The following is a 13,264-nucleotide window of genomic DNA, read 5'->3' on the forward strand; positions in this document are numbered from 1 at the left end:
CGCTTAGGCACTCTGTTTAACCTTCGGTTCGGACCAATGTTGCGGCTCGAGCAAAATCACTTCGGCGCGTTGCGCGGATTCGATCTTCTGCGGCGGACCATCGCGTGGAATGAGAACACGCACGCTGGTGCCGACACCGACAGTGCTCGCGACATCGAGACGGCCGCCATGCAATTCGGCAAGGCCCTTTACGATCGAGAGGCCGAGTCCTGTGCCCTCATAGCGGCGATCGTATGACGGCTGCGCCTGATAGAACGGGCTGCCGATGCTACCGAGGTCCTCGGCCGGAATGCCGATGCCGTTGTCCTCTACCGACAACACGAACATGCCGTGGTCGATGCTGGTGCGCACGCGCACGGCGCCGCCCGGCGGCGTGAACTTGATCGCGTTGGAGATGAGATTGATCGCCATCTGCTTCAACGCGCGCTGATCGACGCTGACTTCTTCGATCGTCTCGTCGAAGCGCATCTGAATTTCGAGTTTCGCCTCATGCGCTTTCAGCGCCAGCAAATCGCATGAGCTGCGCACGATCGGCGTCGGCGCGCAGCGCTCTGGCGAGACGACGAGCGTGCCGCTTTCGATCTTCGAGAGATCGAGCACTTGATTGACCACCGCGAGCAGATGCTCGCCGGAGTTTTTGATGAGGCCCGCATATTCGCGGCGCTTGTCGCCGTCGAGACCGAGCGCGCGATCTTCCATCAGCATCTCGGAGAAGCCGATGACCGCGTTGAGCGGCGTGCGCAACTCATGGCTCATCGTTGCGAGGAAACGGCTCTTCGCATCGTTCGCCTTGTCGGCTTCACGGCGTGCAGCCGCGAGCGCGTCTTCCTGGTTCTTACGCGCCGTCACGTCGCGCATCACGGCGACGACTTCGCGGCCGCCGAGATGGGTCGCAGCGCCCGGCAGCGGGCGGCAACGCATTTCGATCCAGCCGAACTGGCCCGTCGAGAAAGCTTGCGCCGGCGTAACATTGCGGCGAACGCGGAATTCGGCGGATGCATCCGTTGCACCGGCCGCGGCATGCGCAAGCGCCGAGAGATACGTCGGACGATCCTGCACATGCACGAGATCGAAGATGCCCATGCCGGAAAGTTCGTCGGGGCTGACACCGAATGTGTGCTGCGCCGCAGGCGATGCAAACAAAACTGCGCCGCCCGCGCCATGGCGCGTGATGACGTCGTTCATGTTGGAGGCGAGCAAGCTGTAGCGCTCGCCTTCTTCAGCAAGCAACGTCGAGCTCTTATGCGCGAACAGTTCCGCGGAGAGTGCCAGCATCGTCGCATACGCAATCGCCGCAACAACGGCGAAAACATCGACCCAATGCGGCGAGAAAGCGGAGCGCGCGCCGCCTGCCATCACGGCAATCAGGAAAGCCGCGAAGGCCGCGATCAATGCGGACGCGAAGACGACGCGGCGCGAAGAGCTAAGCGCGGGCTCGAGCGGGATCAGCAACAGCCACACCGCAATCGCGAGCGTGAAGCCGCCCGTCGCAGCACCCGCCGCAACAAGCAACGTTGCGAACGCAGCCGCCCACAACACGTGGCCTGCGCGCAAATAACCGGTCTGCGAGACGAAGTAGCCGATCGCGATCGGTGCGAAGAACCAAGCGAAGAAGAACAGCTCGATCGGCGTCAGCGTTCCGCGCGCGACGAGGTACATCGGCAGAATAGCGATGCCGAGAAAGCCGATGGTGAGCCGCGATGCGATGAAGTTGCGATGGCGGCCGATGCGCAACGGATCGATCTGCGCGTGCGGATGCACAAGCGCGTCGATGTAGTCACGAACCGGAGCAACGAGATTCACGTGTCAATTCCTGCACGCCGCCTCGACGCGCTCCCGCTTTTTCAATCTCCCGGGATGCTGTCAGACGCCACTTAAGCGAAACCTAAGGCGGGCTCCGACACGGGCCCAATGTTCTGCTGATCGGGCTTTCCAGAGGTGCTTTCGGCGCGGATGGTGAACAAGACCTTGCCGCTCACGCATACTCAAGCAAACACACGCAGAACTCAGTTGGCGCACACCCGATAGATAAAATTTTAGATAAATTTGCCGGCGCGGAATCACGAGACTTTTCGAGACCTTTGCTAGCGTCCCCGAACAAAGACGCGATTACAGCGTTACGGGACGACAGGTGGGCTATGTTCTTTCTGCTTCGCGCAGCGTTCTGGATCGGCCTTGTGCTGATCCTCATCCCGACCGGAGATCAACAGCCGGTCGACAGCAAACTCGGCACCGGCGAAGCGGTCACCGCCGCGGCGTCCATACTCGCTGACGCGACGCGCTTCTGCGATCGTCAGCCGGAAGCCTGCACGGTCGGTTCGCAAGCTGCGAGCTATCTTGGCCAGCGTGCTCAGGCCGGCGCCAAGCGCGTCTTCGGCATGATGAGCGACAACAGCACGAAGGCCGAAGCCGCCGCTGCTCCGGCAAAGCCGCGCAACGTCATCTCGTCGCAGAACACGCTCTCCGCAGCGGACCGCGCGATCCCGCATCGCAATCCGTCCTGATCTTCGCGAATTCCGGCAGACTGCTACCGCGAGCGGCCTGTACGCCGTTGGCCGATCGCCCTATATCAGGCGCAGCACGGAAGCGATGATGACGGCGATAAACGAGATCTACGAGAACTTTGAGCTGCTGGACGAGTGGGACGACCGCTATAGGTACGTCATCGAACTCGGCCGCGAGCTCGCGCCGCTCCCCGAATCCGAACGCACCGAGACCAACAAGGTGCGCGGCTGCGCCAGCCAAGTCTGGCTCTCGACCACCGTGAAAGACGGCGCAAACGGCCCCGTACTGCACTTCGTCGGCGACAGCGACGCGCATATCGTGCGCGGCTTGATCGCGATCCTGCTCGCGCTCTATTCGGATCAACCGGCCGAGAAGATCGTCGCGACCGACGCGCTCGAAGTGTTCGAAAAGCTTGGCCTGCGCGAACATCTGACGCCCCAGCGCTCCAACGGTTTCCGCGCGATGGTCGATCGCATGCGCACGCAAGCGCGCGACGCCCTCGCGGCGGCTTGATACTGGTCATTCCGGGGCGCCGTTCGCGGCGCGCAAAAGCGCGCTGCGCGAACCGCGAGCCCGGAATCCATAACCCCTGTGCCTTCGTTGAAGTCCGGGAGTATGGATCCCGGCCCTCGCGACGCTTCGCTTGCTCGGCCGGGATGACCACGTCAGGTTTCGTCGGCCTTCCACGCTCGCATCGCGGCGCGAATCGGCCCCTTCGCCTCGCTTGTCAGGCCGTAATGCCGCGCCAGCCGGTCGAGCCCCAACTGCAGCACGACTTTCGCCGAGCGCACCGGCCAGCCCCGTTCGGTCTCGACCACGTCGAGCTTCTTGAGAAAGCAGCAAACGTCCAGCAGCAGTCCGGAGAATTCCGGCCCCGTCGCACGCACGGCGAGTTGCACACGCTGACGCGCCGCCAGGATCACGTCGGTCATATGGACTCCGGCCTCGCCGCGCCGTCCGCTCGCCACCGCGACGTTCCAGCTCGCCGTCACCTTCGGCGTCATCTGCGCCCGCGTGAAATCCGCCCGCAGCCGCTCGCCGGCGAGAAACTGATGCGGCGTGATGAGCGCCTGCCCGCCGCGCCCCTTCCGCCGCGCCAGCCACGCCAGCGGGCTCTCGCTGTCATCGATCAGCGAGCCGTCGGCCTGCGTGGAAATGTTGAGATGCTGCGCGCGAAAGGCGTCGACCAGAGGGCTCTTGGACCGCATGCTTGATTCCTAATAGGCTTATTAGCCTACGATAGGAATTCAAAACCAAACGAGTCAAGCTCTAATCGCGGCCGCCGCGACGCTGCTGACCAAGCCCCATGTCCTTGGCGAGGCGCGAGCGCGCCGCCGCATAGTTCGGCGCGACCATCGGGTAGTCCGCCGGCAGGCCCCATTTCTCGCGATATTGCTCCGGCGTCATCTCGTATTGTGTCCGCAGGTGACGCTTGAGCGACTTGAACTTCTTCCCGTCTTCCAGGCAGACGATGTAATCCGGCATCACGGAGCGCTTCACGGCGATCGCCGGCTTCGGCGCCTCGCCGACGTTCACAGCCCCGCCGCCGACCCGCACCAAGGCCTGATGCACCTGCCCGATCAGCGCCGGTAGATCGCCGGTCGCGACCGTATTGTTGCTGACATAGGCCGAAACAATCTCGGCCGTCAGTTCGATATAGGCGCTGGCTGTGTCGCTCATGAGCGTCCCCTGGCTAGCCTGACTTGGTCGCGGCTTTGGCCGACGATTTCACCACTATATTGCCACGATGCAGAAAATTAAGGCGCTCCGCTAGTATTGATCGCGTTATCGGCAGGAAAATCTCTCGCAGGCATGCAATCGATCTGCGCACTACTTGCGATACTGGTCGTCGCTGACCTTCTCGAGCCAATCGACGGTTTTGCCTTCGAGCGCCTCCTGGATCGCGATGTGCGTCATCGCGGTGGTCGGCGAAGCGCCGTGCCAGTGCTTCTCGCCCGGCGGGAACCAGACGACATCGCCCGGCCGAATTTCCTCGATCGCCCCGCCTTCGCGCTGTGCCCAGCCGAGCCCGAACGTCACGATCAGCGTCTGCCCGAGCGGATGCGTATGCCACGCGGTCCGCGCGCCTGGCTCGAAGGTGACGGCCGCGCCCTGCACGCGCGCCGGCTCGGATGTCTGGATCAACGGATCCATCCGCACGGTGCCGGTGAAATACTCCGCCGGCCCCGGCCGCGAAGCCTGTGCGCCGCTGCGTTTGATCTCCATGCCCGCCTCCCGTTCGTCACGCTCACGCGATATTTGCGGCGCACCAGACCCGATCGCGACCGGGATCGCAAGGGTTGCCCCGAGCGCCCTGCTTCCGCATACAGGCGACCTCAGGAGATGACTGCATGACCAAAGCACCGCCGAAGACACCGCCCAAAGCCGCCGAAAAGCCGTTCAGCCAGACGTATCACGGCGTCACCTGGGAGGATGAATTCGCGTGGCTCAAAGCGAAGAACTGGCAGGACGTGCTGCGCGATTCCGCGACGCTGCCGCCGGAAATCCGCGAGCATCTCACCGCCGAACACGCCTACGCCAAAGCCTCGCTCGCGCACACTGAGGAATTACAAAAACAACTCGTCGCCGAGATGAAAGGCCGCATCAAGGAAGACGACTCCAGCGTTCCGTCGCGCGACGGCCCATATCGCTACTTCTCGCGCTATCGCACCGGCGGGCAGCACCGCCTCGTCTGCCGCCTCGACGACAGCGACCAGGAACGTGTTCTGCTCGATGGCGATCAGCTCGCCGAAGGCCAAGCGTTCTTCAGCCTCGCCGGCGTGCGTCATTCGCCGGATCACGATCTCGTCGCCTGGGCGTCCGATATCACCGGTGCCGAACTATTCACGATCCGCATCCGCGATCTCGGCCGTGGCAGCGATCTCGAAGAGGAGATCAAAGAGACCGGCGGCAGCTCGGTTGTGTGGACGCGCGATTCTTCGGCCTTCTACTACGGCCGTCTCGACGACAATCATCGTCCGTCGCGCATCTTCCGCCACCGCATCGGCACCGATCCAGCGACCGACGAGCTCATCTTCGAGGAGAAGAACGCGGCCTATTTCGTCTCGCTCGGCGAGATGCAGTCCGGCGCTTACGCGCAAATCTCCGCTGCCGATCACGACAGCGCGGAGAGCTATGTCCTCGACCTCGAAGACAACGACGCAAAGCCGAAGCTGATCGCGAAGCGGCAACCGAAAGTGCTCTACGACGTCGAGCATCATCCGGATCTGAACGGCGACAATGTCTTCGTCATCTCGACCAATGCCGGCGACAGCGAAGACTTCAAAATCGTCACCGCGCAAGTCGACACACCGGCCGAATGGCGCGACCTCATCCCGCATCGGCAAGGCACTTACATCGTCAGCTTCATCGTGCTGCAGAACTGGCTGATACGCCTCGAACGCACGGACGGCTTGCCCGCCATCGTCGTGCGCAATCTCAAGGGCGACGACGAACACGAAATCGCCTTCGACGAGGAGGCCTATTCGCTCGGCGTCGGCGCCGGTTACGAGTTCGACACCGACACAGTCCGCTTCGACTATTCGTCGATGACGACGCCGAACGAGACCTACGATTATTCGCTCTCGTCGCGCGAACGCGAATTGCGCAAGCGTCAGGAAGTGCCGAGCGGTCACGACCCGAAGGACTACACGACGCGCCGCCTGCTCGCGCCTGCCGTCGACGGCGAGACCGTGCCGGTCTCGATCATCTACCGCAACGACACTCCGCTCGACGGCACAGCGCCGCTGCTGCTCTACGCTTACGGCTCATACGGCATCACGATCCCGGCGTCGTTCAGCACCAATCGGCTTTCGTTGGTGGATCGCGGCTTTGTCTACGCCATCGCGCATATCCGTGGCGGCACCGACAAAGGCTGGCGCTGGTATCGCACCGGCAAGCTCCTCGAAAAACGCAACACGTTCACGGATTTCATCGCGGCCGCCGATCATTTGGTCGAGAAGAAATTCACCCGCGCGGGCGCCATCGCGGCGCATGGCGGCTCTGCCGGTGGATTGCTGATGGGCGCGGTTGCCAACATGCGGCCCGAGCTCTTCGGCGCGATCCTCGCCGACGTTCCGTTCGTCGACGCGCTCAACACGATGCTCGACGACAGCTTGCCGCTGACGCCGCCCGAATTCCTCGAATGGGGCAACCCGATCGCCGGCAAGGATGCGTTCGACTACATCCGCGACTATTCGCCCTACGACAACGTCGAAGCGAAGGATTATCCGGCGATCCTCGCGCTCACCGGTCTCTCCGATCCGCGCGTACTTTATTGGGAGCCCGCGAAGTGGGTCGCCAAGCTGCGCAAACATAAGACCGACAACAACCTCCTCGCGTTCCACATCAACATGGATGCGGGCCACGGCGGCGCGCCGGGCCGCTTCGATCGGCTTAACGAAGTCGCGCTGACTTACGCCTTCGCCATCGCGGCACTCGGCGACGGATTGAAGCAGGCTTGATCAAGCACCTCAAAGTCTGATCGGATGCGTTGAAAGAAGAGTCTCCGTCATGGCCCGGCTTGTCCGGGCCATCCACGTCTTACTCTCTTGCGAGGTAAGCCAAAGACGTGGATGGCCCGCATAAAGCGGGCCATGACGAACCGAGATACAATGCTTGCGCGCCTTTCTTGAATGAGCGCGGATCGGGAGCGAAGAATGAATCTGCATCAGCGCACACCCGCAGAGCGCGATGTCGCGCAACTCGATGTCGTCATCGTCGGCGCCGGTTTCGCCGGACTTTATCTTCTGCATCGCCTGCGCGGCCTCGGATTGACGGCGCGCGCCTACGAAGCCGGCAGCGGTGTCGGCGGCACGTGGTTCTGGAATCGCTACCCGGGCGCGCGCTGCGACGTCGAGAGCATGCAGTACTCCTTCTCGTTCGACGACGAGCTTCAGCAGAGCTGGAAGTGGTCCGAGCGCTTCGCGGCGCAGCCGGAGATTCTGCAGTACGCCAACCACATTGCGGATCGCTACGATCTCCGCCGCGACATCGTCTTCAACACGCGCATCACCGCCGCGACCTTCGATGAATCCTCAGCCACCTGGACAGTCACCACGGATCGCGGCGAGCGCGTCACAGCGCGCTACTGCGTGATGGCGACCGGCTGTCTCTCGACGGCGCGGCTACCGAACATCAAAGGCATCGCGAGCTTCCAAGGCGCGACCTATCACACTGGCCATTGGCCGCATGAGGGCGTCGACTTCACCGGCAAGACGGTGGGCATCATCGGCACCGGCTCGTCCGCCATTCAATCAATCCCTGTCATCGCCGAGCAAGCCAAACACCTCACGGTGTTTCAACGCACGCCGAATTTCTCGATTCCTTCGCGCAACTCCGCGATGCCGGCCGCCTACGAAGCCGAATGGAAAGACGACTATCCGACGCGCCGTCAGCGCGCTCGCGAGGAAACCCGCAACGGCATTTACGGCGATTGGGGCCAGGTCTCCGCGCTCGAAGTGTCCGCCGGCGATCGCCGCGCCGAATACGAACGCCGCTGGACGAAAGGCGGCCTCGAATTCATGTACGCCTACAACGACCTCGGCTTGAAGAAAGAGGCGAACGACACCGCCGCCGAATTCGTCCGCGAGAAAATCCGCGAGATCGTCAAAGATCCGAAGACGGCCGAACTCCTCTGCCCCTACAGCTACCCGATCGGCACCAAGCGTATCTGCGTCGACACGAATTATTTCGAGACCTTCAATCGCGACAACGTCACGCTGGTCGACATCCGCTCCGCACCGATCGACGAGATCACGCCGCACGGCGTGCGCACGCAGGACACAGAATACGCATTCGATTGCCTCGTCTTCGCGACCGGCTTCGACGCGATGACCGGCACACTCGAAGCGATGAACATTCGCGGCCGCGACGGCCTCGCGCTGCGCGACGAATGGGCGGCGGGTCCGCGCACCTATCTCGGCCTCACCGTCGCGGGCTTCCCGAACATGTTCCTCGTCACCGGTCCGGGCAGCCCGTCCGTGCTCTCCAACATGATCGTCTCGATCGAGCAGCACGTCGATTGGATCACCGACTGCATCGCGCATCTGACGCAAAGCGGCAGCGCCAGCATCGAAGCTTCGCGCGACGCGCAGGACGCTTGGGTCGATCACGTCAACGAGCGCGCCAACGCGACGCTCTATCCGCAGGCCGCGTCCTGGTACATGGGCGCGAACATTCCCGGCAAGCCGCGCATCTTCATGCCGTATATCGGCGGCGTCGGAAACTATCGGAAGATCTGCAGCGATATCGCGAGCGACAACTATCGCGGCTTCGCGATCGAGAAGGCGATCGCGCGCGCGAGCGCTTAGCGCGACCAAATACTCTGGTCATGCCGGTCGAGCAGCGCTTCGCTCGCGCAGCGAGCAACGCTGCGAGGGCCGGGATCCATATCCCCTGTGCGCGCTAGAAAACTCAGGGACTATTGATTCCGGACCGCTGCGGCTCGCTCGCGCGAGCAACGCAGCGTCCAGAATGACCAGCGCATGTTTTCAGCGCTTAGCCTTCGCCGCGCATGTAGGAGCGCCATTCGGCAATCGATGCGAAATGCATCTTGCCTTCCGGCAACTCGGCATCGACCGAGCCGTCCGAATAAAGCGTGTAGGCCATATTCTCGATGATGCCCGACTTGAGAATGCTCGGCCCCGCGCGCTCGGGCGGTGCTTCGACATTCGTCGCGATGCTCGCGGGCGCTGACGCGACCGAGTCGTCGCGGCTGACACCACCCAGCGCCGGCGCTTGCGACGGTCCATCCGGCGGGCGAACGATAATGTCCGGCGCCTTATCGGCTGAAGGCTCCGGCGTAAGCGAAACCGGCGGCGCTTTGTCGGCGCCCGGCTCCGGCGCGAGCGACGGCGATTTGACCGGCGGCGGTGGCAACGGCGCGGTGCGCGGCGCGCCCGACAACGCAGCGGCTTTCGCAATCGCAAGCTCTTCCGGCGTCTGCTGCTTCGCGGGCGGAGGCGTATCGAGCCTCGTCGTGCCGCTCGGCGTTCCCGGCGCCTCAACGTCCAGCGCGCTCGCCAGCGAGTCGGCGAAATCCGGCGCAGGACGTTCGCCCGCAGTCACGGCGTCGGGCAGCGGCGGAACGGTCGGCTCCGGCGCGGCGCCATGCGGGGGCGTCAGCGGCGGAACTTCTTTTCCGGTCTTTTTCTCGTCCGGCTTCTTCTCGTCGGCTTTGTCACCGGCTTTCTTCGGTGCCGGCAGCGGAGCCGTCACGACAGCCGGGGCCGCCGAAGCGACCGCAGGCGCCGAAACCGCGACCGGACCGCGCGCAACGGCGAGATCTTCAAGCTGGCCCATCACGCTAGCCAACCCGATCAACCCAAGCCCACCGAAAATGCAGACCGCAACCGGAAGCGCGGCGGCGAATGCGGCTATCGACCCGCCCTGCATCAGCGCATAGGCCAACAGGCCGAACCCTGCGAGCACCCCGACGGCACCCGCAATGAGAATTATAACGCGCATCGAAACCCCCGCCGCTTCCCCAAGCGATCTTGAAACCAATCGGCCTGGTAGGCCGTTGCTCCTAAGCTACGCTCGGCCTATGTAGTTGTCATCCCTTCCGAACAACGCGCTGCTAGATGCGTTGTCCCGACATTCACCCATGGAGGAAATTCGATGTCGTTCTCGCTGCCCGACCTGCCGTACGCCCACGACGCACTCGCGCCGTACATGTCGAAAGAGACGCTCGAGTACCACCACGATAAACATCACAAGGCGTACGTCGATAACGGTAATAAGCTACTTGCCGAAAGCGACCTGAAAGATAAGTCGCTCGAAGAGATCGTGAAAGGCTCGTTCGGCAAGAACCCGGGCCTCTTCAACAACGCCGGCCAGCACTACAACCATCTCCACTTCTGGAAGTGGATGAAGCCGAATGGCGGCGGCGACAAGCTGCCGGGCGCGCTGGAGAAGAAAATCATGGCCGATCTCGGCTCGGTCGCGAAGATGAAGGAAGACTTCATCCAGGGCGGCGTCACGCAGTTCGGCTCGGGCTGGTCCTGGCTCGCCGTCAAGGACGGCAAGATCGTCGTCATGAAGACCGCGAACGGCGAAAGCCCGTTGGTCCACGGCGCAACGCCGATCCTCGGCGTCGACGTGTGGGAGCACTCCTACTACATCGACTACCGCAATCGCCGTCCGGATTACCTGAAGGCATTCGTCGATAACCTGGTCAACTGGGATTACGTCGACGAGCTGTTCCAAAAGGCCGCGAAGTAATTCGGCTCACGTTCGAGTGACACAAAATCCCGGAGCCTCGCTCCGGGATTTTTCTTTCGCATCACGCGAGTGAAGCGATCTTCCGTCCGGCATCACCCATCACGTCGGCAGAATATCCCGAGAAGCCGATCACCAATCCTTGGCTCGGCTCCGCATCGACGTAAAGACGCGACAACGCTCGCGCACCGACGCCAGCCGCCGCCGCACGTTCGACCAGCGCGACGTCGTCGCTGCCGTCCGGCAACCGCGCGAGCAGATGCAAACCTTGGTCCGGCACTTGCACATCAAGTCGCGAGTTGGTCTTCAGCGCCGCGACCAGCGCATCGCGCGCCGCCAGCGTCTGCCGCCGCGCGCGCCGCAGATGCGCCGCGGAATGTCGGTCGCGAATGAAGTCGGTGAGCGGGCCTTCCAGCAGCGTCGCCGGATAGCGGTCTGTGCGGCTGCGCAGCGCGAGGATATCGTCGCGTAGTGCTTGCGGCACAACGAGATATCCAACGCGCAAGCCCGGAAACAGAACTTTCGAGAACGTCCCGAGATAAACCACGCGCCCCGCATCGTCGACGCCCTGCAGCGCCGTCAGCGGCGACCCCGCGAAGCGAAACTCGCTATCGTAATCGTCTTCGATGATCCACGCGTCGTTGCGCTTCGCCCAGTCGATCAGCGCGAGACGCCGCCGCATCGTCATCGCGACACCAAGCGGAAACTGATGCGACGGCGTCACGTAGACGGCGCGCGCGTCTCGCGCGATCATTTCGCCACGCTCCGGATCAAGCCCCTCGGCATCGATCGGCACGCCGGCGACACGCAATCCGTTCCCGTTCAGCGCCGCGCGTGCCATCGGATAGCACGGGTCTTCGACCCACACGGTTTCGCCCGCGCGCAATATCGCGCGGATGAAAAGATCGAGCCCCTGCTGCGTGCCCGACGTGACGATGATGTCGTCGGCCGTGCATCGCACGCCGCGCGCGCTGCGCAGATACGTCGCGATCGCCTCGCGCAGCGCTTGCCCGCCACGCGGATCGCCGTAGGCAAAATGCTGAGCGCCGAGCTTGCCGAGATGACGTGAGACGAGCCCTCGAAAAATCTTCAGCGTCCGCGCATCCGGCGTCTGAACGCCGAGCGCGCCGGGACCGAGCGTCCCCGGCGCCGGCCGATAAACGTCGGTTTCCCGGCCCGGCCGAGGCGTCGAGACCACAAGCAGCGGCACACTCGCCGCGACGTAAGTCCCGGCACCGACGCGCGCCTCCGCAAATCCGTCGGCGATCAATGTCTCGAAGGCTGCGACCACCGCGCCCCGCGCCATACCGAGCCGCGTTGCAAGGTCGCGCGATGTCGGCAGCTTGGCGCCGGCCGGGACCGACCCCGCCTCGATCAATTGGCGGATCGCGAGGTAAAGCGCCCTCGTCCGCGGCCCCTCGCCGGGCAAAACCGGGATCAGCGTCGACCAATCTGGCTGATTGGTCTTATTGACAGGATCAGAATTGGACCTTTTTCGAACCAATTGCATGCCGCACTGTTGCGGCACCCCAGCTTCGAAAGCAAGGACCCTCGATATGTCCGATGGCATCCCGACTGAGAGCTTCCCGATCACTCCACGCAATCGGGTGAAGCGCCTGCACGAGCGCGGCAGCTACGACAAAGCCGCCGTCTACGCGATCCTCGACGCCGCGATGCTCTGCCACGTCTCCTATGCGATCGACGGTCAGCCCTACTGCACGCCGACGTTGTTCTGGCGCGACGGCGACCGCCTCTACTGGCACGGCTCCTCGGCAAGCCGGATGCTGCGCACGCAGAAAGGCGGCGTCCCGGTCTGTCTCACGGTCTCGCATCTCGACGGTCTCGTGCTCGCCCGCTCCGGCTTCAATCACTCGGCGAACTATCGCGCCGCGATGTGCTTCGGCACCGCGAGCATCATCGATGACCCGGAGGAGAAAGTGCGTGGCCTCGCCGACGTCATCAACCGCTTTTATCCGGGCCGCGCCGAGACGCTCCGCCAGAACACCGCGCAGGAGATCAAAGCGACGACCATCATCGGCATGACGATCGAGGACGCGTCCGCCAAGGTGCGCTCCAAGGGTGTCGGCGACGATGAGGAAGACTACGGCTTCGCGATCTGGGCCGGCGTCATCCCGGTCGAAACCGTGATCCGCGCCGAGCAGGATTGTCCGCGCATCCTCCCCGGCAAGACGCGGCCCGACAACGTCGCCGCTTACACGGACGGCCGCCGGCTCGACGCCGCGCTCACCGAAACGCACAAGGCTTACGAGACGCTCAAGTAGCCCGGATGAGCGCGGCGCGAAGCGCCGAGCGACATCCGGGAGCAGAGCCAACCGAACCTCCCGCCGTGGATGTCGTTCGGCAGCCGCGCTCTGCGCGGTGTCTCTCTCATCCAGGCTACGGGCAGCATTGCCTGCGCAACAAGCAACCCGATCCCTCGCCGTTATTTTCATCACCCGGCGGTAAGCGCACACGCTGAACGCGCAGGCTGCGGCATTCGGCTGCAGTATCGCCGCTAACCGTACAACTGAAGGCTTAT

Annotated in this window: 12 protein-coding genes; 6 read left to right on the forward strand and 6 right to left on the reverse strand. The window is 63.5% G+C overall.

Going from position 1 to position 13,264, the window contains the following annotated elements; all coding sequences use genetic code 11:
* Positions 1–3: 3 nt before the first annotated feature.
* A complete protein-coding gene (locus GJW30_RS19030; protein WP_096357981.1) occupies positions 4–1,803 on the reverse strand; it encodes a PAS domain-containing sensor histidine kinase in 1,800 nt (599 codons plus the stop codon).
* Positions 1,804–2,138: 335 nt separating this feature from the next.
* Here GJW30_RS19030 and GJW30_RS19035 point away from each other — a divergent pair, with 335 nt between their 5' ends.
* Together GJW30_RS19035 and GJW30_RS19040 are read left to right on the forward strand one after the other, a co-directional pair.
* Positions 2,139–2,504 (forward strand): DUF5330 domain-containing protein, encoded by a 366-nt coding sequence (locus GJW30_RS19035; protein ID WP_096357982.1) that lies wholly within the window; start codon positions 2,139–2,141, stop codon positions 2,502–2,504.
* A gap of 88 nt (positions 2,505–2,592) precedes the next feature.
* Positions 2,593–3,018 carry a SufE family protein gene (locus GJW30_RS19040; protein WP_096358929.1) on the forward strand — a complete coding sequence of 142 codons (426 nt, stop codon included), beginning with the start codon at positions 2,593–2,595 and terminating at the stop codon, positions 3,016–3,018.
* A 152-nt stretch (positions 3,019–3,170) separates the two neighbouring features.
* On the opposite strand, the gene GJW30_RS19045 is transcribed toward GJW30_RS19040, so the two are convergent.
* From GJW30_RS19045 to GJW30_RS19055, 3 genes are all read right to left on the reverse strand, one after another.
* Positions 3,171–3,713 (reverse strand): DUF6456 domain-containing protein, encoded by a 543-nt coding sequence (locus GJW30_RS19045; RefSeq protein ID WP_096357983.1) that lies wholly within the window; start codon positions 3,711–3,713, stop codon positions 3,171–3,173.
* A gap of 61 nt (positions 3,714–3,774) precedes the next feature.
* Positions 3,775–4,185, reverse strand: coding sequence for a Ros/MucR family transcriptional regulator (locus GJW30_RS19050; protein ID WP_096357984.1), 411 nt, complete (start codon positions 4,183–4,185; stop codon positions 3,775–3,777).
* Between the two features lie 150 nt (positions 4,186–4,335).
* On the reverse strand, positions 4,336–4,731 hold the full coding sequence (locus GJW30_RS19055) for a (R)-mandelonitrile lyase (protein WP_096357985.1): 396 nt from the start codon (positions 4,729–4,731) through the stop codon (positions 4,336–4,338).
* A gap of 125 nt (positions 4,732–4,856) precedes the next feature.
* Here GJW30_RS19055 and GJW30_RS19060 point away from each other — a divergent pair, with 125 nt between their 5' ends.
* Together GJW30_RS19060 and GJW30_RS19065 are read left to right on the forward strand one after the other, a co-directional pair.
* The gene (locus tag GJW30_RS19060) at positions 4,857–6,968 is read left to right on the forward strand and encodes a S9 family peptidase (protein WP_096357986.1); all 2,112 of its coding nucleotides are present in this window, start codon (positions 4,857–4,859) and stop codon (positions 6,966–6,968) included.
* Positions 6,969–7,163: 195 nt separating this feature from the next.
* On the forward strand, positions 7,164–8,816 hold the full coding sequence (locus GJW30_RS19065; protein ID WP_096357987.1) for a flavin-containing monooxygenase: 1,653 nt from the start codon (positions 7,164–7,166) through the stop codon (positions 8,814–8,816).
* A gap of 187 nt (positions 8,817–9,003) precedes the next feature.
* Here GJW30_RS19065 and GJW30_RS19070 read toward each other — a convergent pair whose 3' ends face one another.
* On the reverse strand, positions 9,004–9,972 hold the full coding sequence (locus tag GJW30_RS19070) for a hypothetical protein (protein ID WP_096357988.1): 969 nt from the start codon (positions 9,970–9,972) through the stop codon (positions 9,004–9,006).
* Between the two features lie 153 nt (positions 9,973–10,125).
* On the opposite strand from GJW30_RS19070, the gene GJW30_RS19075 reads away from it, so the two are divergent.
* Positions 10,126–10,728, forward strand: coding sequence for a superoxide dismutase (locus tag GJW30_RS19075; protein WP_096357989.1), 603 nt, complete (start codon positions 10,126–10,128; stop codon positions 10,726–10,728).
* Positions 10,729–10,789: 61 nt separating this feature from the next.
* Here GJW30_RS19075 and pdxR read toward each other — a convergent pair whose 3' ends face one another.
* Positions 10,790–12,103 (reverse strand): MocR-like pyridoxine biosynthesis transcription factor PdxR, encoded by a 1,314-nt coding sequence (gene pdxR / locus GJW30_RS19080; protein WP_245408561.1) that lies wholly within the window; start codon positions 12,101–12,103, stop codon positions 10,790–10,792.
* Between the two features lie 178 nt (positions 12,104–12,281).
* On the opposite strand from pdxR, the gene GJW30_RS19085 reads away from it, so the two are divergent.
* On the forward strand, positions 12,282–13,007 hold the full coding sequence (locus GJW30_RS19085; protein WP_096357991.1) for a pyridoxamine 5'-phosphate oxidase family protein: 726 nt from the start codon (positions 12,282–12,284) through the stop codon (positions 13,005–13,007).
* Positions 13,008–13,264 lie beyond the last annotated feature (257 nt).

It is taken from the genome of Variibacter gotjawalensis, assembly GCF_002355335.1.
Lineage (GTDB): Bacteria > Pseudomonadota > Alphaproteobacteria > Rhizobiales > Xanthobacteraceae > Variibacter > Variibacter gotjawalensis.